Origin of the sequence: Neorhizobium galegae bv. orientalis str. HAMBI 540 (assembly GCF_000731315.1) — a bacterium.
GTDB classification, from domain to species: Bacteria; Pseudomonadota; Alphaproteobacteria; order Rhizobiales; family Rhizobiaceae; genus Neorhizobium; species Neorhizobium galegae.
On the sequence record NZ_HG938353.1, the window covers coordinates 3,558,642 to 3,582,440 of the forward strand.

Consider the following 23,799-nt stretch of genomic DNA (forward strand, 5'->3'; position numbering starts at 1 on the left):
CGCCATCTCCCTGCTGCCGGTATCGCGCATTGTCGCGACGTCTGTCAATCATAAACGATCATAAAGTTTCATTGTGCAGCGCAGTAAAAGCGAATTTGATCGTTTGTGATTGACAACGTAAATTTTCCGGTAATAGTTGACGCCAAGGAGGAACCAATGCACGAACGTGAACGCCATCGCATCATCTTGAGCGCTATCCAGGAAAAGCCCGTCATCACGGTGCAGGATATCGCCGAATTGACCGAGGCATCGGAAGCGACGATCCGGCGCGACATCGCTTCGCTGCACGTTCAGGGCAAGCTCCGGCGCGTCCGCGGCGGCGCCGAAGCAATGCATCCTCCGCAGATCGGTCAGCTTTCGGCCCGATCGTTCCGGGTGTCGGAATCGGTCAATATCGACAAGAAGCGCGCAATCGCCCGCCGCGCGGTCGAACTCTGTGACGAAGGCGACAGCGTCATCATCAACGGCGGCACGACGACGTTCCAGATGGTGCATTTCATGTCGGCGCGACGCCTGCAGGTGATGACCAATTCGTTTGCGATCGCCGAACACCTAGTCAAGCATTCGAAGAACACGGTGACGATACCGGGCGGCGCGATCTACCGCGAGCAGAGCCTGATCCTGTCGCCCTTCGACAATGATGCGATCCGCAATTTTTACGCACGGCGCATGTTCATCGGCGCGCAGGGGGTCGGCCCGCTCGGCGTGATGGAAGCCGACGCGCTGGTAATCCAGAGCGAGCAGAAGCTGATGCACCAGGCTGAGGAACTGATCGTGATGGTGGATTCGTCGAAGTTTTCGCGCCGATCGAGCCTCATCCTCTGCCCGCTCGATCGGGTGACGACTGTCATCACCGATGACGGCGTGACCGACGACGCCGCACGGATGATCGAGGATGCGGGCGTCAGACTGATTATTGCCGGTGCCGCCGCAGCGGACACGGCCAGGGAGGATTCTTCGTCGGCCGCGTGAGGAGCGACCGGCGGGAGAAGATTAAACTATCAACTGGGAGGACCAACCATGAAACTTGCAAAGAAACTCGCTCTCGGCGCGGCATTCGCCTTCGCCGCCCTGACATCGACAATGACGACGGCAAGCGCCGCCGACATGAAGATTGCGCTGGTCGTCAAATCGCTCGGCAACGGCTTCTTCGAAGCCGCCAACAAGGGCGCGCAGGAAGCTGCCAAGGAACTCGGCGGCGTCCAGGTCATCTATACTGGCCCGACCTCCACGACGGCCGAAGGCCAGATCGAAGTGATCAACTCGCTGATCGCACAAGGCGTCGATGCGATTGCCATCTCCGCCAACGATCCGGACGCCGTCATACCGGCGCTGAAGAAGGCCACCCAGCGCGGCATCAAAGTGATCTCCTGGGATTCGGCGGTCGCCAAGGAAGGCCGCATCATGCACCTGAACCCGTCTTCCAACGAGCTGATCGGTAAGATGTGCCTGACGCTCGCCAAGGACCACCTGGATGGCGGCAAGGGCGGTTTCGCGATCCTTTCGGCCACCACCACCTCGACGAACCAGAACACCTGGATCGCCGAGATGAAGAAGCAGCTCAAGGATTTTCCGGGCCTGAACCTCGTCACGACAGTCTATGGTGACGACCTCGCCGACAAGTCCTATCGCGAAGCACAGGGCCTCTTGACCTCGCAGCCGAACGTCAAGGTCATCGTTGCTCCGACCACGGTCGGCGTGCTCGCCGCCTCGCAGGCCGTCAAGGATGCCGGCAAGATCGGCCAGGTCTATGTGACAGGTCTCGGCTTGCCATCTGAAATGGCCGGTGCCATCAAGTCCGGCGCCACCAAGGAATTTGCCATCTGGAACCCGATCGACCTCGGTTATTCTGCCACCCAGATTGCCTATCACCTCGTCAAGGGTGATGCGGACGGCAAGCCGGGCTCGGACATCAAGGCCGGCCGCATGGGCTCGATCAAGATCGGCGACAATGGCGAAGCCGCCATGGCCGACCCCTTCGTCTACAACGCCAAGAACATCGACGAGTTCTCGAAGATCTTCTGATCTGGAGAACTCCCCTTGCCGGCAGGCGCGAGCCCCCTCATCCGCCTGCCGGCACCTTCTCCCCGTCGGGAGAAGAAATATGTCGCGCCTTCGCTATTCCACCCTCACCCCTCGGGGAGAGGTTGGCGGAGCGGCGGCCGGGTGAGGGGCTCCAAACTCAGAGCCATCGGCTTTGTGCTGCCGAAAAATAACCAGACGTAATCTCAAAGACTCGTCGGAAAATGTCCCTGATGAACGGCGTTACGAACATTCAAGACCGATCGCTTCGACCGGCACCGACGACGGAAGCAATGCCGATCCTGGAAATGCGCGGCATCAGCCAGATCTTTCCGGGCGTCAAAGCCCTCGATGGGGTCAGCATCAAGCTTTACCCCGGCCAGGTGACGGCGCTGATCGGCGAAAACGGCGCCGGCAAGTCGACGCTCGTCAAGATTTTGACCGGTATCTACCGCCCGAACGAGGGCGAGATCCTGATCGACGGTCAGCCCACCACATTCGCGAGCGCGCAGGCGGCGATCGACGCCGGTGTTACCGCAATCCATCAGGAAACCGTCCTCTTCGACGAGTTGAGTGTCGCGGAAAACATCTTTCTCGGCCATGCGCCGCGCACCCGTTTCGGCACGATCGACTGGCGCAGGATCAATTCCGGCGCCAAGGCCCTCATGCTTCAGCTCGAAAGCGATATCGACCCGACGATCCGACTGCGCGACCTGTCGATCGCCCAGCGCCACCTTGTGGCCATCGCTCGGGCGCTGTCGGTCGAGGCCCGCATCGTCATCATGGACGAGCCGACCGCCGCCCTCTCCCGCAAGGAGATCGATGACCTCTTCCGCATCGTCGAGAACCTGAAGCGGCAGGGCAAGGCGATCCTCTTCATCAGCCACAAGTTCGACGAGGTCTATGAGATCGCTGAGAACTACGCGGTTTTTCGCGATGGCCGCGCCGTCGGCCAGGGCCGGCTGAGGGAGACGCCTCAGGACGAGATCGTCCGGCTGATGGTCGGCCGCGACGTCAAGGACGTCTTTCCCAAGGTCGAGGTCCAGATCGGCGCGCCGGTTTTCCGCGTCGAGAACTATTGCCATCCGACCGAATTCCGTGACATTTCCTTCGAGCTTCGTCGCGGCGAAATCCTGGGGCTCTACGGCCTGATCGGCGCCGGGCGTTCGGAACTCTGCCAGTCGCTATTCGGCGTGACCCGGCCCTCATCCGGCCGGCTGGTGCTGGAAGGCAGGCCGCTCGACATCCGCTCCTCGGGCGACGCGATCCGCGCCGGCATCGTCTATGTGCCGGAGGAGCGCGGCCGCCACGGTCTGGCGCTGCCCATGCCGATCTTCCAGAACATGTCGCTGCCATCACTTGGCAAGACCTCCCGCTCTGGCTTTCTCAAGGCTGCTAACGAACTTGCGCTTGCACGAAAATATGCCGAGCGGCTGGACCTGCGCGCTGCAGCTCTTTCAGTGCCCGTCGGCACGTTGTCCGGCGGCAACCAGCAGAAGGTCGTCATCGGCAAATGGCTGGCGACCCAGCCGAAGGTGATCATTCTCGACGAGCCAACCAAGGGCATCGACATCGGCTCCAAGGCCGCCGTTCACGCCTTCATCGGTGAACTCGCCGCCGAAGGTCTGTCGATCATCATGGTATCATCCGAGCTTCCGGAAATCCTCGGCATGTCCGACCGGGTGATGGTGATGCGCGAGGGCCTCTCCGCTGGCGTCTTCGAGCGTGAAGCCTTGAGCGCCGAAGCGCTGGTGCGCGCCGCGACGGGCAACCAGTGAGGAAAACCCGATGAACCGCCTCCTGAAGAACCGCCAAATCCTGCTCACCGTCATCATTGCCATGATGATCGTCGGCTTCGCGACACGCGCGCAGGGCTTTGCCGCTCCCGGCAATCTCGCCAATATCTTCAACGACACCTCGATCCTGATCATCCTGGCGCTCGGCCAGATGACGGTGATCCTGACCAAATCGATCGATCTTTCGGTCGCCGCCAACCTTGCCTTCACCGGCATGGCGGTCGCCATGACCAATGCCGCCTATCCCGACCTGCCGCTGGCCCTGCTCATCGTCATGGCGGTCGGCATCGGCGCCTTTCTCGGCGCGATCAACGGTTACCTCGTCTGGGTGCTGCGTATCCCGCCGATCGTCGTGACGCTTGGAACGCTGACGATCTATCGCGGCATGGCCTTCGTGCTGTCGGGCGGCGGCTGGGTGAACGCCCACCAGATGGCCCCTTCCTTCCTCAACGTCCCCCGAATGCCGGTACTCGGCCTGCCGATCCTTTCCTGGATCGCTATCCTCATCGTGCTCGGCGCCTGGTTCGTGCTGACCCGCCTGCCCTTCGGCCGGGCGGCCTATGCATCCGGTGGCAACCCGACCGCGGCGATCTATGCCGGCATCGATATCGGTTGGACCAAGTTCATCGCCTTCGTGGTGTCGGGCGCGCTCGCCGGCCTCTCCGGTTATCTCTGGGTGTCGCGTTATGCGGTCGCCTATGTGGATATCGCCGCCGGCTTCGAGCTGGATACGGTCGCGGCCTGTGTCATCGGCGGCATCTCGATCGCCGGCGGCATCGGCTCGGTCGGCGGCGCCGTGCTCGGCGCGCTTTTCCTGGGCGTCATCAAGAACGCGCTGCCCGTCATCGGCATCTCGCCATTCGCACAGATGGCGATCTCCGGCATCGTCATCGTGCTCGCCGTCGTCTTCAACGCCCGCGCCGAGCGCAAGGCCGGCCGCATCATCCTGCGCGATCGCGGCGCGAAAGAGGTGTCCGCATGAGCGATGTCGTTTCCTCAAAACGGGTCATTCCCGACCGGCTCGGCAGCAAGACATCGCGCCTCCTGGCGAGCTGGGAAGTGCTGCTCTTCGGCGTGGCGGTGCTGATCTTTGTCTTCAATTCGTTCGCCTCGCCTTACTTTCTGAATGCCTGGAACCTCTCCGACGCCACCTTCAACTTCACCGAAAAGGCGATGATCGCCTTTGCCATGGCGCTGCTCGTCATCGCCGGCGAGATCGATCTGTCAGTGGCGGCGATCATCGCGCTCGCCTCGACCGCCATGGGTGCGGCGGCCCAGGCCGGCATCGGCACGCCGGGACTGGTGGCGATCGGCATCGGCACCGGCCTTCTCTGCGGCGCGTTCAACGGCCTGCTTGTCGCCGCCCTCAGGCTGCCGTCGATCGTCGTGACCATCGGCACGATGAGCCTCTTCCGCGGCATTTCCTATATCGTGCTGGGCGATCAGGCCTATGGCAAATATCCGGCAAGCTTCGCCTATTTCGGCCAGGGCTATGTTGCCTGGGTGTTTTCCTTCGAATTCGTACTGTTCCTCGTGTTTGCCGCAGCTTTCGGCATCCTCCTGCACGCGACGAATTTCGGCCGGCAGGTCTATGTGATCGGCAACAACGAGTTCGCGGCACGCTTTTCCGGCATTCCAGTGGAACGGGTGAAGTTCATCCTCTTCCTGTTGACCGGCGTGATGGCGGGTGTCGCATCCGTCTGCCTCACCTCCCGCCTTGGCTCGACCCGCCCCTCGATCGCCCAAGGCTGGGAACTGGAAGTCGTCACCATGGTCGTGCTCGGCGGCGTCTCCATCCTTGGCGGCGCGGGCACGATTGCCGGCGTGGTCATCGCCGCTTTCGTCATGGGCCTCGTCACCTTTGGGCTGGGCCTCCTGAACGTGCCCGGCATCGTCATGTCGATCTTCGTCGGCCTGCTTTTGATCATCACCATCGCCATCCCGATCATCGCCCGCCGCATCAAGGAAATGAGCCGATGACGCTCGAAAAGCACGCCTTCAAGATGAAGCTCAATCCGGGCATGGAAGCGGAATACCGCAGACGCCATGACGAGATCTGGCCGGAGCTTGTCGATCTCCTGCACCAGGCCGGCGCCAGCGACTATTCCATCCATCTCGACCGCGAGACGAACATTCTGTTCGGTGTGCTGACACGGCCGGCCGACCACACTCTGGCGAGCCTGCCCGACCATCCGGTGATGAAGAAATGGTGGGCGCATATGGCCGATATCATGGAATCCAACCCGGACAATTCGCCGGTCCAGAGCGATCTGGTGACGGTGTTCCACCTGCCATGACGATACCGGCAAAGATCGCCGTTCTCGATATCGGCAAGACCAATGCCAAGGTTGTCGTGCTCGACTGCGCGACCGGCGAGGAGATCGCCGAAAGGCGCAGCCCGAACCGGGTTCTGCCGGGTCCACCCTATCCGCACTACGATATCGAAGCCCTGTGGGAGTTCGTGCTCCAAGCGCTGTCCGACTTTGCAAAACAGCCCGGGTTCGACGCGATCTCCATCACCACCCACGGCGCATCGGCGGTGCTTCTCGATGCCGAGGGTGGACTGGCCCTGCCGGTGCTCGATTACGAGCACGAGTATCCGGAAGACATCCGCAGGGCCTATCAGTTGATCCGCCCGCCCTTTTCGGAAACCTTCTCGCCGTCCCTCTCCGGTGGGCTGAATGTCGGCGCCCAGCTTCACTACCAGAAGACCGCCTTTCCTGAAGCCTTTGCCCGCGTCCGCACCATCCTCACCTATCCGCAATATTGGGCGTTCAGGCTGACCGGTGTCGCGGCGAACGAAGTTACCTCGCTCGGCTGCCACACCGATCTCTGGCTCCCACGTGAAGGCGCCTATTCTCCGCTGGTGGATACGCTCGGCATCCGCGACCTGATGGCCCCGGTCCATTCGGCCTTCGAGACGCTCGGTCCTCTCCTGCCAAGCATTGCGGCGCAGATCGGAACGACGAAACCGATCCCGGCCCATTGCGGCATCCACGATTCCAACGCTTCGCTGCTGGCTCATCTGGTGGGACGCGAGCCGCCCTTCGCGGTCGTCTCCACCGGCACCTGGGTCATCAATTTCGCGGTCGGCGGCGACCTCGACCATCTCGATCCGCAGCGCGACGCGCTTGCCAATGTAGATGCCTATGGCCGCGCCGTGCCCTCGAGCCGCTTCATGGGCGGGCGCGAATTCGAGATGCTGACGGCCGAACTCGGTCCATTGTCGCCGGACGCGGCGCTTGCAGCCATTCCTCATGTCATCGAAAAAGGCCTGACGCTTCTGCCGAACGTTTCAGGCGGCTCCGGCCCCTTCCCGGCCCATCAGCAGCAATGGGTCAACGACATAGAAGTCTCGACCGACCAGCGCTGGGCGGCCGCCTGCCTCTACCTCGCGCTGATGACGGAGACCTGCCTCGACCTCATCGGCACCAAGGGACCGGTTCTGGTCGAAGGCCCTTTCTCGACCAACCCGGCCTATCTTCAGGCGCTGACAGCTCTGCTTGGCCGCCAGGTTGTCGCCCTCCCCGGCTCGACGGGCACCAGCCAGGGTGCAGCGCTTCTGGCCGGCATTTCGCCGAACACCAAGCCCGGCCGCGCCGTGCCCGCGCCATCCTGGGACGTTGCAGCCTATCGCACCGCCTGGCACGAAAGGCTGGAGCGCTGATCAGCCCGCGCTGGCCGGCCGCCGGTTGCGGCGAAGGCGCCGGCCGGTCTGCTCCTCAAGCGCATTTTCCAGAATGCCGAGACGCCGCTCGGTAATATTGGCAATCTGCGCCGGGTCGCCGGCTTCGATCGCCTGCATCATGGTCTCGACCAGTTCGAGCGACAGGACGAGGTCGGCGCGGGTATGCAGCGTCCCGTGCCGCATCGGCTCAACCCATTGCAGCAGCAGTTCCATCAGTTCCAGCACGAGGCCATTGCGGGTCGCCCGTGCCAGGGCGAGGTCGAAGCGCATCGAAGCGATGATGATCGAGCTGATGTGCTCGGGGCTGCTTTTGGTCACCTCCGGCGGCGGCAGCGAATCCCGGCCGAACCGGATTGCCTCCCGCATCCGGTCGAAATCCGCATCCTCGGCATATTGCGAGGCGATCTGCGCCACCCAGGGCAGGATCAGCCGGCGCACCTCGATCGCCTCGTCGATATCGCCCGGTCGCATGTCGGGCCTCGATACGATCAGGTCGAGCGGCACGATCTCGCTGCTGACGAACGTGCCGCCGCCGGCGCCTGGCCTGACGGTCAGAATGTTCGCCTCGACCAGCAGCTTCACCGCCTCGCGCACGGTCGGGCGGCTGACCTGCATCTGCTCGGCAATGCTGCGTTCGGAGGGAAGGCGGGAACCGAGCCGAAAAAACCCGGTCCGGATGGCGTCGGCAAGCCGGCGCGCGACCTCTTCGTTCGGAAGCAGCACTTTGACGGGCTGAAAATGTCGGTCCACCAGCACCTCCTATCCGCTCAGACGGAAAGCACTTTGCCGGTATTCAGAATGTTGTTGGGATCGAGCGCCAGCTTGATACGCGCCATCAGCGCCAGCTCCTCCGGCGTGCGCGACAGCTTGAGATACGGCTTCTTCAGGAGGCCGATCCCGTGTTCGGCGGAAATCGTGCCGCCTTCGCGCGCAATCGAGCCGAAGACGAGTTCGGTGATCTCCTTGTGCGGCTGGTCGTTGCCGGCAGACGGAATGTTGCAGACGAGATGCAGGTTGCTGTCGCCGATATGGCCATAGCTCAGCGCAATCGCGTCCGGCCAGCGGACCTTCATCGCGGCTTCGATCTCGTCGACCACCCGGCCGGCGGCGCTGGTCGGCAGGCCGACGTCGAAGGCGGTCAGCGGTCCCATCAGCTTGCCGTATTCGGATACGCTCTCGCGCACCGCCCAAAGGTCCTTGGTCTCGCGCTCCGAAGATGGCAGAACCGCATCGGAAACCCAGCCGGCTTCGAGCGCATCCGACAGCACCTGCTCCAGCAGCGCCCGGTTTTCTTCGGCATTGCGCCCGCCGGTTTCGATCAGCACATAGATCCCGTGCGGCTCCTTGAAGGCGCGGCGCAGGTCAGGAAGCTTACCCGTCATGAAGTCGTAAAAGCTCGGCCACATCACCTCGAACGAGGTCAGCGCCGAGCCCATGCCCTGGCGAGCGCTCTTTAGGAGCTCCAGAAGCGAAGGAAAATCCGGGCAGCCGCAGAAGGCGCTGGCGAGTTCCGCGGGCTTCGCCTGCAGCCGCAGCACGGCGCGGGTGATGACGCCGAGCGTGCCTTCCGAGCCGATGAAAAGCTGCTTCAGGTCATAGCCCGCATTGTTCTTCAGCATCTTGTTCAGTGATCTGACGATCGTGCCGTCCGGCACCACCACTTCGAGGCCCAGCACATGCTCGCGCGCCATGCCGAACCGGATGACGCGATTGCCGCCAGCATTGGTGGCAAGGTTGCCGCCGATGACGCAGGAATCGCGGGCGCCGAGATCGAGGCCGAAGAACAGCCCCACCTCTTCCGCCTTCGCCTGGATGACGCTGAGCGGCGTGCCCGCCAGAACCGTCATCGTCGCCATCACCGTATCGACTTCCTCGATACCGTTCATGCGGTCGAGCGACAGCGCCACGCCATTTTCGATCGGCCGTGCCCCGCCGGCAAGGCCGGTCAACCCACCCTGCGGCACGACCGGCACCTTGAACTCGTTGCAGAGGCGCAGCGTCACCGAGACCTGCTCCGTCGTGCGCGGCCGCACCAAAGCCAGCGGTATGACCGGAGAAAGACCGCCCCAATCGTTGTGGAAGCGGACAGGAATATCCTCACCGAAAAAGACATCGGGAGCGAGTTCGCGCTGGAGCGCCTGGATGAATTCATGCGTCATGAAAAGCATACCTCTGGAGGCCATTGATAAATGGTAAGCCTAACTGCCATCTTCGGTAAAATAAATATACCTCTGAATTTTATCTGGGAGGAGCGTAGTAAGGCGCGCAGCCACCATCGACTCCGGGACTTGCAAAATTCCCGACAGCCCAAAATGAAATCGGCGGACTGGCAACAAGCCGGCCCGCCGATTCTCCCTGGGAGGAGATTGGGGTTCAGCGCAAGGCCCCGGCCACGCGCTTCTGTTCGTCCTTCATGAAGGCGATGTCGCCGACGACCCGGACGCGCACCCGCCGCGCGTCACCCGGCAGATAGGCGATCGGGATATCCTCGGTGTCGAGCGTCACGATCGTATCGGGGCTGGCGCCCGCTTCGACCGCACGGGCGCGGGCAATGCGCTCGGCCTCGGCAATCGCCTTTTCGCGCGACATGCCGGAAAACACCTGATCGACTTCGCCGGACACCTGCGCCATCGCCGCGCCGAGCGCGTTCGCGACACCGGCATGCTCGACGCGCAGCACTTCGCTCGCACCTTTGAGCTTTTCCGGGATCAGGAAGGCGCCACCGCCGACAGCGATCAGTTGGACACCCTCGGCCGAAGTCTTCATCCGGTCGACGCCGTCTTCCACCATCGCCTCGACGCGCTTCAGAAGGTCGGCAACCAGCGCCTTGTCGAGATGCTTGACCCGGTCGCGGTCGCCGATCTCGACGAGGCCCGCAGCCACCGCCACGTCGGTCGTCGTCAGCGTATCCCCGCCGAAGACCAGCGCCTTTTCGGTGATCCGGTAGCCGACCGAACGCGGGCCGATCTTGCGGGTGTCCGGATCGATGATCGTGCCGCCGCCGAGCGCCATCGGCAGCAGGTCCGGCATGCGGAACAGCGTGCGCACGCCGCCGACCTCGACGACATTGTTCGCCTCGCGCGGAAAGCCGCCGACCAGGCAGCCGACATCCGAGGTCGTGCCGCCGACGTCGATGACCATCGCCTCCTTGAGACCGGTCAGGAACGCCGCGCCACGCATCGAATTGGTCGGGCCGGAGGCAAAGCTGTAAACCGGGTTGGCGGCCGCGACATCCGCCAGCACCACCGTGCCGTCGTTCTGGGTCAGATAGAACGGCGCGTCGATGCCGGCTTGCTTCAGCGCATCCTTGAAGGCGTCGATCGTCTTGCGGCCGAGCCCCTGCAGGGCAGCGTTCAGAAGCGTGACGTTCTCACGTTCCAGAAGGCCGATACGGCCGAGCGTGTGGGACAGCGTGATACGCGCGTTCGGGATCACCGAGCGGACGATCTCGGCCGCTTCCAGCTCGCATTCCGCCGTCAGCGGCGAAAAGAGCGCGGTGATGCCGACCGAATCGACGCCGGCGTCGCGGATCTTCATCGCCGCGTCGCGCACTTCGTCGCGGGCGAGCGGCACCAGCGGCCGGCCGTCATATTCGTGGCCGCCGTGCACCATGAAGGTGAGCGGATCGACGGCATCGCGCAACTCATCCGGCCAGTCGACCATCGGCGGCAGGGAAGCCCCGGCCGGCATGGCGATGCGGATCGCCGCGATCCGATCGAGACGGGCACGCTCGACCACCGCATTGGTGAAATGCGTCGTGCCGATCATCACCGCATCGACCGGTGCCGAACCCGGCGCCTGCGAGGCGACCACATGGCCGATCGCATTGACCACGCCCTGCATCACGTCCGACGTGGTGGGAAACTTGATGGCCGAGAGAACCTTCTCGCCATCGATGAGCACGGCATCCGTATTGGTGCCGCCGACGTCAATTCCGATCCGCTTCATGCTGCAAACACCGATTTGAAATCCAGGTCATATCCGAAGGCGCGCGGGCCGACATGTTCGAGGCCCTTGGCGCTGGTCAGCACGTCAGGTGCCGGCAGCGCCACGACCGTGACGCGCTGGCCGTACCGCACCGTCTCGGTGCCGATCGCTTCACCCGACACCGTGTCGAGCAGGCAGATCAGGTCCGGCGTCATGGCGATCGGCTGGCCGTCGCGGAAGGCGACCGCCCATTCATTCTGGAAGGCGAGCTCGACCTTCGAGCCGCGATCGTCGTCGAGGCCTTCGATCATCGCCGAACCGCGCAGGAAGCCGCCCGTCGTGGTACGGTCGACATCGGCGATCTTGCCCTTGAACAGCACCTTGCCGCCTTCATGGGCGAGCACGGCCTCGACCGGATCAGTGTGGGCGGCGCGGGCCTCAAGCACGGCGCGGCCGAGGCTGACCGCCTTGGTGACCGTGTAAAGCACGCCCCAATCCTTGACTTCCCGGCCGGTGCGCGGCGCCTTGCAGGTCGCCGCCGTCGAACCGACCTCGGTGCAGATCTTGCGGGAAATCCGTTCCATCCACTTCCAGGACGCGGCCTTGGCGACGATCGCCTCGTTGTCGCGGCAATCGACCAGCGTCAGCGGATACATCGGCAGGTCGCCGATCGCAAAGCTCGTCATCTGCGCTTCCGGATAGGCGCGGCCCATCGCATCCGCATCGACGACCGGGATGTCCAGCATGGCGCCGGCGAGGAACGGCGACAGCGCATTGCCGCCGCCGATCTCCACGCTCATCACGGCGCGGAACTTGCGGCCGGTATATTCTTCCATCAGCTGCATGGCCCGGGCGAGATGCGCGGGATCGACGAGGCGCTCCTGGCCAACCAGCGGCGCACCCATCTTGGAGACGACCGCGACGGCATCGCCGTCATCGAGCGCCTGGGGATCGATCAGCTTGACGCGCTTGCCGTCCTTGTAGAGTTTTTTCAGGTTGAGCTGCGCCAGATAGGGGCTGCCGCCGCCGCCGGTGCCGAGAATCCAGGCGCCAACGGCAAGCGGGTCGATCTCGCCCGCTTCGAAATCACGGATCATGTTTACCTCCGAAGAATGTGCTAGAACCTAGCCATGAGTGACGAAGGATGCCTATAGGGGACTGCCCCTAGAGTGAGCTTGCCTTGATTTTAGGCATGCCCGGCGCCATCATGGTTTGACGATCGAAAGGACCGATTCCCTGCACATGTCGAAGAGCCCATATGCGCTGGCCCCGACCTCGCCGGAAGGTGCGGAACCGCACCACCGGGTGATGTTCCTGAGCGTCGGCCAGACGCCGCGTGCCGATCTCATCGGGGACATGCTGACCAATCTCGACGTATCCATCGAAGCTCTCGAAATCGGCGCGCTGGACGGGCTTTCCAAGGCAGAAATCGACGATCTGAAAGTGCGGCCGGGCGAACAAAGCATCATCACCCGGCTTGCCGACAATACCGATATCGTCGTGTCCAAACCGCGGATCGCCGAGCGCATGGCGAAGATCGCCGCCGCCTTCCACCCCAATGAATTCGATCTGGTCGTCATCCTCTCGACCGGCCTGTTTCGCGATTTCGAAAGCACCTGCCCGACAGTCAACGCCCAGCGCGCCATGGAATCGGCGGTGATTTCGCTCGCCGCGCATGGCGCTTCCGTCGGTCTCATCCAGCCGCTGCAGCAGCAGATCGCCGAACTCGATATCCCGGCGCTGGCGCCCTACAAGATCTGCGCCAGCTATGCCGCCGACGGCGACCGGAAACTGCTTGCCGGCGCGCTCGTCGATCTCGCCGATGCGGAAATCATCGTCCTGAATTCCGTGAGCTTTACCGAGGCCGACCGGCAGATGGTCGCGAAGGCAAGCGGCAAGCCGGTGGTTCTCGCCCGCCGCATCGTCGCAAGCGCCATCCGGCTTCTCCTGCACCGTTCGCAGCCCGTGACGCTGCCGGGCGTTTCGCCGGAATTTGCGGAAAAGCTTCTGCGTCTGACGCCGCGTGAGCGGCAGGTCCTGTCATTGGTGGCGGAAGGCCTGTCCAACAAGGCGATCGCCCGCCAGCTCGGCATCAGCCCGAAGACGGTCGAGATCCACCGCTCGAACGTCATGAGCAAGATGGAAGTCACCTCTTCCAATGCGCTGATCCGCATGGTCATCTCCGCCGGCCATCCCTGATCGAAAATAAACGGTTTAGCGCAAGAAAATTGCGTCAGATGACCTATTTGCCTAAAAATTGGTCGCCTTGACCATGTCAGAATCATGTCGTTCTAGGGGCATTACCCTATAGTGAAGCCGCGCTTCCGGGCGTTAGGCTCCCTGTCGATAATGCCGTGCAGGGAACGATGAGAGCATGCCTTCCACATCCAAGATCGCCTTCGTGACCATCGGCCAGACGCCGCGTATCGACGTCGTCCCGGAAATGATGACCGAGATCTGCATCGGCCTGCCGGAAGGCCGCGTCGAGTTCCGCGAATTCGGCGTGCTTGACGGCCTGAACCTGGCTGAACTGGACGCGATGCGGGCCGTGGACGGCGAACATTCCTTCGCGACGCGCCTGAAGAGCGGGCAGGAGATCGTCACCTCCAAGGCCCGGACGGAAGAGAAACTCAATGTGCTTCTGGGCCAGATCGACAAGCAGGGCTTCGACCTCGTCGTTCTTCTGTGCACCGGCACGGCGATCGATCCGCTCGAAAACACCCTGGTCGTCGAAGCTCAGCGGATCGTCGATTCGACCGTCGAGGCGCTGGCCGCCTCCTCCCGCAAGCTCGGCGTCATCCTGCCGCTCGAACGGCAGGTCAAGGATTTCGCCGATCGCCATGTCTTCAGCGGCGAGCCCAAATTCGTGGCCGCCTCGCCCTATGCCGGCGACGATATGGGTGAGCGGGCGAAGACGCTCGAAGGCTGCGACCTTATCGTCATGCATTGCATGGGCTATTCCGCCGGAATGCTGGACGAGGTGCGACGCGCGGTCGATGCCCCGGTCCTATTGTCGCGCCGCGTCGTCGCGGGCGTCGTCCGCCAAATGATCTGATACCGAGCCACATGAAAAACAGAGGGAACCAAATGTTCGGAAAAATCCTGAAAACCGTCGCGGTCGCGGGGCTGCTCGCCTCCTCGATCCTCGCCGCGCCCGCCGGCGCTTTCGAGCGCACCGACAAGGGCAATGTCATCGTCTTCGGCGGCCGCCAGGCGATCCCCGTCCTCGATCCGCATGTCCGCTACGACTGGTCGACGCGCATGATCCAGCAGTCGGTCTATGACGGCCTGGTCAAATACGAAGGCAACCCGGCCGAGATCAAGCCATGGCTCGCCGAGAAGTGGGAAACCAGCGCCGACGGTAAGAGCTGGACCTTCCACCTTGCCAAGAATGCCAAATTCCACAACGGCGACCCGGTGACCGCCGAAGCCGTACGCTACTCCTTCGAGCGCGGCCTGAAGCTCAACAAGGGCGTCGCCTGGATGCTCAAGGACTTCCTGGCACCTGAAAACATCGTCGCCGTCGATGCCAATACGGTCCGCTTCGACCTCAGGGCGCCCTACGCACCTTTCCTGTCCTTCCTGCCCTGGTGGTTCGTCGTCAACCCGGCGGAAGTGAAGGCCCATGAAGTGGATGGCGACTACGGCCAGAAGTGGCTGACCGACCATGCCGCCGGCTCCGGCCCGTTCAAGCTCGGCCGCTGGGAACCGAACGTTCTCTATGAAATCGAAGCCAATGACGGCTACTGGAAGGGTTGGCCGCAGGGCGAAAAGAACCGCCCGGCCGGCGTCATCTACAAGATCATCCGCGAACCGGCCGCCCAGAAGGCCGCCCTGCAGCGCGGCGAAGCCGACATCGTCGAAGGTCTGACGCCGGACGACTACATCCAGATCAAGCGCGTACCCGGCGTGGTCATCCAGGACCACAAGGGCATGACCACCTTCGGCATCAAGTTCAACACCCAGAAGGGCCCGACCGCCGACATCAACCTGCGCAAGGCGATCGCCTATGCGGTCGATTACGATGCGCTGATCCAGATCTACAACGGCGCTGCGTCGCTCGAGAGCAGCCCGCTGCCGGACGCCATGAAGGGCTTCGTCTCCGTTCCGGGCATCCCCCGCAAGGATCTCGCCAAGGCCAAGGAATACCTGGCGAAATCCGCCTACCCGAACGGCGGCATCACGCTTCCCTACGTCCATGTCGCCGGCCTCGAAGAAGCCCGCCGCATCGGCCTCGTCCTGCTCGACAACCTGAAGGAACTCGGCATCACCGTCGAGGTCAAGCCGGAACAGTGGCCGAACATGGTCGCCGCCGGTTCCAAGGTCGAGACTTCGCCGGCCATGACCTCGGTCTTCACCACACCGGTCTCGACCGACCCGGACGCCGTCGCCTACCAGTATCACAAGGCGAGCTGGGGCCAGTATTACGCGATGATGTTCTACGACAATCCGAAGGTCTCGGAGATGATCGACCAGGCCCGTGCCGCCACCAACTGGGATGACCGCGCCAAGCTTTATGCCGACATCCAGAAGCAGATCGTCGCCGACCAGCCGGAGGTCTTCGGCATGCTGCAGAACCGCCGCTGGGCGCATCGCGACTATCTGCAGGGCTTCCAGTTCAGCCCGGTCCGCTTCACCGGCGAAGTCGATCTTTACCCGATGTGGGTGAAGGCCGAATAGAAACTGGCTTGCGTCCCCTCCTGCAGCCAGCATGATGCGCATGGTCCGGCTTTCCCAACCGGCCGGGCCATGCGCAGTTTTTTAGAAGATAGCCACCGGAGAAGACGATGTTGACATTCGCCTTCCGCAAAGTGCTGACGCTGGTCGGAACCATGATCGGCATTGCGGCACTCACCTTCGTCATCACCAATGTCGCGCCGGGCGATCCCGCCCGCCTGGTCGCCGGCCCCAACGCGACCGAGGACATGGTGACGACGATCCGCACCGAATACGGCCTCGACAAGTCGCTGCCCGAACAGTTCGTCGTCTATATGGGCGACCTCATCACCGGCGATCTCGGCAAGTCGATCGTCACCACGAGGCCGGTGCTGGAAGAAGTGCTGCGTTATGCGCCGGCAACGCTGGAACTGGTCTTCGTCGCCATGACGCTCGGCATCGTCATCGGCGTGCCGCTGGGCATGGTGTCGGCCGTCTACAAGGACGGCCCGATCGACCACGCGACCCGCATCTTCTCGATCTCGGGCGTCGCTCTGCCGGCCTTCTGGTTCGGCATCATCCTGCAGCTGACATTCGCGGTCGATCTCGGCTGGCTGCCGGTCTCCGGCCGGCTGCCGCTGGTCACCCGCCCGCCGCAAACCGTTACCGGCCTGCTCCTCGTCGACAGCCTGTTCGCCGGCCGGCTGGATACGTTCTGGACGTCGCTGCGGCACATCATCCTTCCGGCAATCGTGCTCTCCTTCCCCTGCCTTGCCTCGATCCTGCGCGTCAACCGCGCCGAGATGATCGAAGTGCTGCAGTCCGACTACATCGTCGCGGCACGCGCCCACGGCATCGCCTCGTTCCGCATCGTCGCCATCTACGCGCTGAAGAACGCGCTGCTGCCGACGCTTGCGATGATCGGCCTGCGTTTCGGCTGGATGCTCGGCTCCACCGTTCTCGTCGAAACCGTCTTCGACTGGCCCGGCATCGGGCTTTATGCCGTCTCCTCGGCGCTTTCATCGGATTTCAAGCCCGTCATCGGCGTCACGCTGGTGATCGGCTTCTTCTTCATCGTCGCCAACACCCTTGTCGATCTCGCCTATGCGTGGATCGATCCCCGCCTCAGGAGCGCCTGATGACGACGCCCGTGGAACTCTCCCGGCCGCTCACCTTCCGCGAACGGCATGAAAGCAAGATCCGCCAGTGGCGGCTCTATGCCCACATGTTCGGCAAGAGCTTTTCCTCCATGCTCGGCCTCGGCCTGGTCGTGCTCTTCCTGTTGCTTGCCGCTCTCGGACCATGGCTTGCGCCCTATCCGGAAGATACGGTCGGCGCCTTCAACATGGCCAACAAGCTGATGGGACCGAGCGCCGGCCACTGGTTCGGCACCGACGAAATGGGCAGCGACATCCTTTCGCGCGTCATCATCGGTGCCCGCACGTCGCTCTGGATCGGCCTGATCATCACCGGCGTCGGCGCCGTCATCGGCGTGCCGCTCGGCATCATCGCCGGTTATCGCGGCGGCTGGGTGCGCGCCGTCATCATGCGCATCACGGAGCTTTTCCTCGCCGTGCCGGGCTTGGCTCTCGCGCTGGCGATCGTCGCCGCGCTTGGCCCCGGCATCACCAATTGCGTGCTGGCTCTGTCGCTCGTCTGGTGGCCTGGTTATGTGCGGCTGGTGGAGGCGAAGACCCTCTCCGTTAAGGAGGAACTGTTCGTGGAATCGGCCCGCTCGATCGGCGCCAAAACTCCGTGGATCCTCTGGCACCACATCCTGCCCAACTGCATGTCGCCGATCATCGTCAAGATGAGCATGGACATGGGTATGGCGATCCTGTCCGCCGCAAGCCTCGGCTTCATAGGCCTTGGCGCCCAGCCGCCCGCACCCGAATGGGGCGCGATGATCTCGGTCGCCCGCACCTACATGCCGGACTGGTGGTGGTATTCGCTGTTTCCGGGTGCCGCGATCTTCCTGACCGTGCTCGGCTTCAACCTTCTCGGCGACGGCCTGCGCGACATTCTCGATCCCCGGAGCCGCGACCGATGACCGGACCTCTTCTCGACATCCAGAACTACAGGCTCGACATCGGCACGTTCGACGGCCCGGTGCATGTGCTGAAGGACATTAACCTCACCGTCAACCGCGGCGATACGCTCGGCATCGTCGGCGAAAGCGGCTCCGGCAAGACGGTGCTGGTGCGCTCGGTGCTCGGCATCGGACCGAAGGCATCCAAGGTCGTCCAGGGCAACATCGCCTTCGACGGGCAGGATATCACGGCACTTTCGGAAAAAGACTGGAGGAAGATCCGCGGCATCCGAATCTCGATGATCTTCCAGGATCCGATGACCTATCTGAACCCGCTCTTCACCATCGGGCAGCAGATCTCCGACGTCATCGCCGCCCATGAAAAGGCAGCCGGTCACGGCGTCTCCTCGAAGGCCACCCGCCGCGCCCGGACCGAAGACCTGCTCGATCAGGTCGGCCTGCCCAACCCGGCGATGTTGTTCGACCAGTATCCGCACCAGCTTTCCGGCGGCATGCGCCAGCGGGTGCTGATCGCCATGGCGCTGTCCGGCAAGCCGGACCTGCTGATCGCCGACGAGCCGACGACGGCGCTCGACGTCACGGTCCAGGCGCAGGTGCTCGACCTCATCAATTCGCTGGTCGAGAAACTCAACCTCACCGTCATCATGATCAGCCACGATATCGGCGCCATCGCGACGATCGCGAAACGCTGTGCGGTCATGTACAAGGGCGAGATCGTCGAACAGGGCCTGACAGCGGATATCCTGAGCGCCCCGAAACACGAATACACAAAGCGGCTGCTCGCCGCCGTGCCGGACATCGATACCGCTGCGGCGAAGGTCGCCGCCGAACCGGCGGTCGGCAAACCGGCCAAACCGGGCGTGCTTCTGGAAGCGATCGACCTCAAAAAGGTCTATCGCAGCCAATCGGGCAGCGAGGTGACGGCGGTCGACGGCATCAACCTGTCTGTCGCGACCGGCGAGATCTTCGGCGTGGTCGGCGAATCCGGCTCCGGCAAGTCGACGCTCGCCCGCATGCTGCTGCGGCTGATCGAGCCGACCTCCGGCGACATCATCTTCGACGGCAGGAACATTTCCGGCCTGACCGGCGAGCCCATGCGGTTGATGCGCCGGCATATGCAGTTCGTCTTCCAGAACCCGCATTCGGCGCTCAACGGCCGCCACACGATCGGTGACGCGATCGGCGAACCGCTGCGCATCCAGACAAGCATGGGCCGTCGTGACATCGAGGCCCGCGTCGAAGCGCTGCTCGATATCGTCCAGCTGCCGAAAATGTTCAAGTACCGCTATCCGCACGAACTCTCCGGCGGCCAGAAGCAGCGCATCTGCATCGCCCGTGCCATCGCCCTCAATCCACGCCTGCTGATCCTCGACGAACCGACTTCGGCGCTCGACATCTCGGTGCAGGCGCAGGTGCTTGATTTCCTGCAGGAACTGCGCGCCGAGCTCGATCTCACCTATGTCTTCATCTCGCACAACCTCGCCGTCATCCGGCAGATCTGCGACCGGACCATCGTGATGAAACGCGGCGTGATCGTCGAACAGGGCGAGACTGAACGCCTTTTCCTGTCGCCGCAGCACGAATACACCAGGGCGCTGATCGAAAGCGGACGTAAAACCTCGCGCGCGGCCAACTTGTCGGCCCCCGCCGGCTCGTGATGAAATATACCTTTGCAAAAAAATAATTGTGCAGTGCAGCAACGCTTCCCATATAGGGGACGTTGTCGTTGATCACTGCCATCCCGGCAATGATTGCCAGGAGGCATGATGAGATCGTTGTCGGATACGCTGGAGCGGCTCGCCCGCTTGAAATCACTGGGTTGGGAACCGACCGACGCGCCCAGCCATCTGGAGGCGCTCGAGGGCTTCGGATCCAACCCCGGAGCGCTGGCAGCCAAGGTTTACGTCCCCTCCCTGCTTCCCAAACATCCCGCCCTCGTCGTGGTTCTTCACGGATGCACGCAAACCGCCTCCGGTTATGATCACGGCACCGGATGGTCGAAGCTCGCCGAACGGCACGGCTTCGTGGTGCTCCTCCCCGAACAGGTCCGCGCCAACAACGGCAATCTCTGTTTCAACTGGTTCGTTCCAGGCGACACGCGCCGCGGCCAAGGCGAAGCGCACTCGATCCGCCAGATGATCGATGCCGTGGTCTCCCGGCACGGGATCGACACTTCGCGCATCTATGTGAGCGGCCTGTCCGCAGGCGGCGGCATGGCCAATGCCATGTTGGCCGCCTATCCCGAGGTTTTCGCGGGTGGCGCAATCATCGCAGGACTGCCCTATGGCGTCGCCGCGACGGTTCCCGAAGCATTCGACCGGATGCGCGGGCACGGCCTGCCGGCACCGTCGGCGCTTCAGTCACGGCTGAAAGCCGCCTCCACCCATCAGGGGCCTTGGCCGATCATCTCGGTGTGGCAGGGCACCCAGGACAACACGGTCGCGGCGGCAAATGCACAGGCGATCATCGACCAGTGGCGCGGCGTTCACGAAGTTGGCTCGCGGCCGGACCTGGAGGAGAAGGTCGACGGCCAGTCGAAAACCGTCTGGAAGGATGCCCGCGGCAAGCAGGTCATCGAATATAACAGCATTGCTGGAATGGGCCATGGAACGCCGATCGATACCGCACTCGGCGACGAGAACGTCGCGCCTTATCTGCTGGATGTCGGCATATCGTCGACGCTTCATTCGGCAAAAAGCTGGGGCCTGCTTCGCCAAGGTGTAGAGCCGTTGCAGGCGAAGACCGGCGGCGCCAAGCGGCCATCCGTTTCTTCTCAGGAGGCAAAAGAGCCTGAAGGCATCCAACAGATCATCGAGAGCGCGCTTCGCATGGCGGGCCTGATGCGCTGATAGGGCCGGGAGAATAGGCGCGGCGACGGCCGGGGGAGAGGGAATGGCCGCCGCCGAACGCTCCCGGCTTAAACGCCGGAAGCTGCAATATCCGCGTCGAGACGTTCGCGAGCCTTCTTGGGCAGTTTCGCGGTCTTGACGGCCTCCAGGTTGGCTGGCGCGTTGCCGACAACGATGAGGCCAATCATGCCCATGCCGACATGCGGCGAGCATTTCACGGCATATGCCCCCTCGATGTCGAAGGTGATCTTCACGCTTTCGTTCATCTGGCCCTTGAACGGCTTTGCACCTTCCGGGATCAGGCCGTCGATTGTTTCGGCGTTGTGAGACTTGTCCGTCGGGATGAAGGTGACGGTATCGCCCTTGGCGATCTTCAGGGAACCCGGTTCGAATACCATCGCGCCGTCCTTGCCCTTGTTGAGCATATGCACTTCGAAATCGGCAGCCGACGCCACAGTTCCGCAGACAGCCGCGACGATCGCCGCACCGACCAGGGATGCCAGAATCTTCTTCATTTCGTTACTCCTTTTCTAAAAGCCCTCGGCTTCGTTGAAATTCACACTAGAGCAAAAAGGCCGGTCCTCTTTGACCTGCGACAAACGGTTTTGAGTTTGTCGCGGCTCGCTTTTGCGTCGGTTTGGGCTCGGATGGCGACGTGATGGTCACGTTGTCCAGCCCACGTGCCGAAGCGTCTTGAGAAGGGGCGCATACCAGCGGGTGGATTTGACCAGGCGAAAGCCCAGATTGTCCGGCGGGGTCCCCACTGCGCAGCCGCCGCCTTTCGGATCGCGGATGAAGGAACTCATCGGCGATCGATGGGTGCCGACCGTCACGTAGACGCCGCAAATCTCCTCGGAGGCGCGAACGGACCCGTTCACGTAAAGATGGACCCTGCGATGGCAGGTGGACGTCCATTCCCAGATGTTGCCGCCAAAGTCGGCCAGGCCATATTCGTTCTCTCCGAAACTTCCGGTCGGCCGGGGCACCGGATCGCCTGTCGCCCGCTCGCGCGCTTCGCGCTCGTAGTCGGCAAGCCACCGCAGCGCGGGGTTCTTGCTGTCCGGATCGAGACCGAGAGCATCGTCCGGAAACCTCTTGCCCGCGGCCTGAGCCAGTTGTTCGTCTGTCGGCAAGGTCCAGTATTCACCGGTCACCTCGGAGAGCCAGTGGGCGTAAGCCGTGGCATCGTCGAAGCTCACGCCGGTGGCGGGAACGTCGGCTCTTGACGTGGCCGTCTCGGAAGATCTGCAGGCGCCCCCGGAAACGCACGCCCGGTATTCCGAGGCAGTGACATGATATTTCGTGATCGTGAGGCTCGGTCCTGCGACCACCGTCTTCATCGGCGCGTCGATCGGTGCCGTACCCTTCAGGAACTCTCCGTCGCTCCTGTAGCTGTAGCTGCGGGGAGGAACAGCGATCGTCGCGGGCTCATAGACCGCGCCCTCTGGGGGCGCCGACATCATGAAACCCGCCTGGTGGACGATACCCGCCGCCAGCACGGCGATCAGCGTGATCGGAAGCCCGGTATGGAGGAGCGAGAGCTTTGGCTTGTCGTGTGTGCATGGCATGTTCGCCTCCCGAGGCGAAATCTAGCTTGCAGGGGGTGAAGGCCGGTCGGGAACAGGCTCATGCCATGCTCCCGGCCGTTTCCGATCAGGTGCCGCTCGGCGCCAGGACCGACGTCATCAAGTCGTCGTTCCAATCCCCTGTGACCTTGAAATGCGCCGCCGCACCCAGTTCGAAGGCCTCGATCAGGTTATGGTTGACGTAGGCGTATATGCCGGGCTGCTGGAAGGTGTAGAACGCAGCGCCTGCTGCGCCGCCCGGGATGAACCATGTTTCCTGGTCGAGGTCCGGAGGGTTGGCGAACTTGCCCGTAGCCCAGACATAGTCGCCATGGCCGCCGATAAGGTGAGGCCGGGTGTCCCGGTTTGCCTGCGAATGGACGATCAGCACCTTTTCGCCGACAGCGGCGGTCATGGCGTTCTGGCCAGTCAAGGCACCGACCGCCCCGTTGAAGACGATATGCGTCGGGGTCAGCGTCCGCATCACCTTGACGGTGTCTTCATAAGCTTCGCCGGCGCTGTCATATTTCTTGAACTTGCCGTTCTCGTCCCGCGGGACGTAGAAATCCTGCTCACCCACATAGTAAATATTGTCGTAGGTGAGCGGTTTCCCGTTGCCGTCCTTGAGGCCGTCGCGCGGGAGCACCATGATGGCGCCGTTCATGCCCGAGGTGACGTGCCACGGCACCATTCCGGGAGGTGCGCAGTGGTAAACGAAGACGCCGGCCTTGGTTGCCTTGAACCTCAGAACGGTTTTCTCGCCTGGGTTCACCACGGTCAGCGCACCGCCACCCAAGCCGCCGGTTGCCGAATGGAAGTCGATATTGTGCTGGAGCTCGTTGGTGTCGGGGTTGATGAGTGTCAGCTCGACATAGTCGTCCTGATGGACGACCATAAGCGGGCCCGGAACCGACCCGTTGAAGGTCATCGCATTGATCTCGGTGCCTTCCTTGTCGATGACGAGCTTCTTCTCCTGGATGGTCAGCGTAACTTCGATCACCTTTGGCGGGCCGTCTGCTTTCTGAGCATGGGCATGCACGAAAGGCGGCTTCACCAGCTCGATTTTCTCGCGACGGAGGCGCGATAGGTCCACCAGTTTCATCTTCGCCGGGGGCGCTTCGTCCGCATAAGCGAAAGAAGCCTGCACGACCGGTGCGATTGCGCCAACGAAGGCTGCCCCCGCAAGGATCGAGCGTCTGGTCATCTGAATCGTGTCGGTCATGGTTTCTGTCCTTCGGAACAAGGG

At 62.9% G+C, this 23,799-nt stretch carries 21 protein-coding genes; 14 read left to right on the top strand and 7 right to left on the bottom strand.

What is annotated here, in order from left to right; all coding sequences use genetic code 11:
• The first annotated feature begins 156 nt into the window (after positions 1-156).
• From RG540_RS17325 to RG540_RS17355, 7 genes are all read left to right on the top strand, one after another.
• Positions 157-972, top strand: coding sequence for a DeoR/GlpR family DNA-binding transcription regulator (locus RG540_RS17325; protein ID WP_038590452.1), 816 nt, complete (start codon positions 157-159; stop codon positions 970-972).
• 48 nt (positions 973-1,020) lie between these two features.
• Entirely contained in the window at positions 1,021-2,025 is a 1,005-nt protein-coding gene (gene rhaS / locus RG540_RS17330) for a rhamnose ABC transporter substrate-binding protein (RefSeq protein WP_038590455.1), read from the top strand.
• A 230-nt stretch (positions 2,026-2,255) separates the two neighbouring features.
• Positions 2,256-3,800 carry a sugar ABC transporter ATP-binding protein gene (locus RG540_RS17335; protein WP_038590458.1) on the top strand — a complete coding sequence of 515 codons (1,545 nt, stop codon included), beginning with the start codon at positions 2,256-2,258 and terminating at the stop codon, positions 3,798-3,800.
• Between the two features lie 10 nt (positions 3,801-3,810).
• On the top strand, positions 3,811-4,800 hold the full coding sequence (locus RG540_RS17340) for an ABC transporter permease (protein ID WP_038590463.1): 990 nt from the start codon (positions 3,811-3,813) through the stop codon (positions 4,798-4,800).
• The gene (locus RG540_RS17345; RefSeq protein ID WP_038590466.1) at positions 4,797-5,798 is read left to right on the top strand and encodes an ABC transporter permease; all 1,002 of its coding nucleotides are present in this window, start codon (positions 4,797-4,799) and stop codon (positions 5,796-5,798) included. Before RG540_RS17340 ends, RG540_RS17345 begins: the two co-directional genes overlap by 4 nt.
• Positions 5,795-6,115 (top strand): L-rhamnose mutarotase, encoded by a 321-nt coding sequence (gene rhaM, locus RG540_RS17350; RefSeq protein ID WP_038590469.1) that lies wholly within the window; start codon positions 5,795-5,797, stop codon positions 6,113-6,115. The genes RG540_RS17345 and rhaM overlap by 4 nt, the downstream gene beginning before the upstream one ends.
• Positions 6,112-7,485, top strand: coding sequence for an FGGY-family carbohydrate kinase (locus RG540_RS17355; RefSeq protein ID WP_038590472.1), 1,374 nt, complete (start codon positions 6,112-6,114; stop codon positions 7,483-7,485). The genes rhaM and RG540_RS17355 overlap by 4 nt, the downstream gene beginning before the upstream one ends.
• Here the strand turns inward: RG540_RS17355 and RG540_RS17360 are convergent, their stop codons facing one another.
• The 4 genes from RG540_RS17360 to RG540_RS17375 form a co-directional block, all read right to left on the bottom strand.
• Positions 7,486-8,256 carry a FadR/GntR family transcriptional regulator gene (locus tag RG540_RS17360; protein WP_038590475.1) on the bottom strand — a complete coding sequence of 257 codons (771 nt, stop codon included), beginning with the start codon at positions 8,254-8,256 and terminating at the stop codon, positions 7,486-7,488.
• A gap of 17 nt (positions 8,257-8,273) precedes the next feature.
• Positions 8,274-9,665, bottom strand: coding sequence for an FAD-binding oxidoreductase (locus RG540_RS17365; RefSeq protein WP_038594125.1), 1,392 nt, complete (start codon positions 9,663-9,665; stop codon positions 8,274-8,276).
• Positions 9,666-9,879: 214 nt separating this feature from the next.
• The gene (locus tag RG540_RS17370; protein WP_051909507.1) at positions 9,880-11,454 is read right to left on the bottom strand and encodes a hydantoinase/oxoprolinase N-terminal domain-containing protein; all 1,575 of its coding nucleotides are present in this window, start codon (positions 11,452-11,454) and stop codon (positions 9,880-9,882) included.
• Entirely contained in the window at positions 11,451-12,530 is a 1,080-nt protein-coding gene (locus RG540_RS17375) for a DUF917 domain-containing protein (protein ID WP_038590478.1), read from the bottom strand. Before RG540_RS17375 ends, RG540_RS17370 begins: the two co-directional genes overlap by 4 nt.
• Before the next feature lie 145 nt (positions 12,531-12,675).
• On the opposite strand from RG540_RS17375, the gene RG540_RS17380 reads away from it, so the two are divergent.
• The 7 genes from RG540_RS17380 (at position 12,676) to RG540_RS17410 (ending at position 20,988) form a co-directional block, all read left to right on the top strand.
• Positions 12,676-13,632, top strand: a complete 957-nt coding sequence (locus RG540_RS17380; protein ID WP_080725036.1) for an AroM family protein — start codon at positions 12,676-12,678, stop codon at positions 13,630-13,632.
• Between the two features lie 175 nt (positions 13,633-13,807).
• On the top strand, positions 13,808-14,488 hold the full coding sequence (locus RG540_RS17385; protein WP_038590481.1) for an AroM family protein: 681 nt from the start codon (positions 13,808-13,810) through the stop codon (positions 14,486-14,488).
• Between the two features lie 32 nt (positions 14,489-14,520).
• Positions 14,521-16,113, top strand: a complete 1,593-nt coding sequence (locus RG540_RS17390; RefSeq protein WP_038590483.1) for an ABC transporter substrate-binding protein — start codon at positions 14,521-14,523, stop codon at positions 16,111-16,113.
• A gap of 107 nt (positions 16,114-16,220) precedes the next feature.
• Entirely contained in the window at positions 16,221-17,228 is a 1,008-nt protein-coding gene (locus RG540_RS17395) for an ABC transporter permease (RefSeq protein ID WP_038590486.1), read from the top strand.
• On the top strand, positions 17,228-18,139 hold the full coding sequence (locus tag RG540_RS17400; protein ID WP_038590488.1) for an ABC transporter permease: 912 nt from the start codon (positions 17,228-17,230) through the stop codon (positions 18,137-18,139). Before RG540_RS17395 ends, RG540_RS17400 begins: the two co-directional genes overlap by 1 nt.
• A complete protein-coding gene (locus RG540_RS17405; RefSeq protein WP_051909509.1) occupies positions 18,136-19,797 on the top strand; it encodes an ABC transporter ATP-binding protein in 1,662 nt (553 codons plus the stop codon). The genes RG540_RS17400 and RG540_RS17405 overlap by 4 nt, the downstream gene beginning before the upstream one ends.
• Before the next feature lie 108 nt (positions 19,798-19,905).
• Positions 19,906-20,988, top strand: a complete 1,083-nt coding sequence (locus RG540_RS17410) for an extracellular catalytic domain type 1 short-chain-length polyhydroxyalkanoate depolymerase (protein ID WP_038590491.1) — start codon at positions 19,906-19,908, stop codon at positions 20,986-20,988.
• Positions 20,989-21,056: 68 nt separating this feature from the next.
• On the opposite strand, the gene RG540_RS17415 is transcribed toward RG540_RS17410, so the two are convergent.
• From RG540_RS17415 to nirK, 3 genes are all read right to left on the bottom strand, one after another.
• Positions 21,057-21,503, bottom strand: coding sequence for a pseudoazurin (locus tag RG540_RS17415; RefSeq protein WP_038590494.1), 447 nt, complete (start codon positions 21,501-21,503; stop codon positions 21,057-21,059).
• A gap of 147 nt (positions 21,504-21,650) precedes the next feature.
• Complete coding sequence (locus RG540_RS17420) at positions 21,651-22,556, bottom strand: SUMF1/EgtB/PvdO family nonheme iron enzyme (protein WP_038590496.1); 906 nt, start codon at positions 22,554-22,556, stop codon at positions 21,651-21,653.
• A gap of 85 nt (positions 22,557-22,641) precedes the next feature.
• A complete protein-coding gene (nirK, locus tag RG540_RS17425) occupies positions 22,642-23,775 on the bottom strand; it encodes a copper-containing nitrite reductase (protein ID WP_038590499.1) in 1,134 nt (377 codons plus the stop codon).
• Positions 23,776-23,799: the final 24 nt, after the last annotated feature.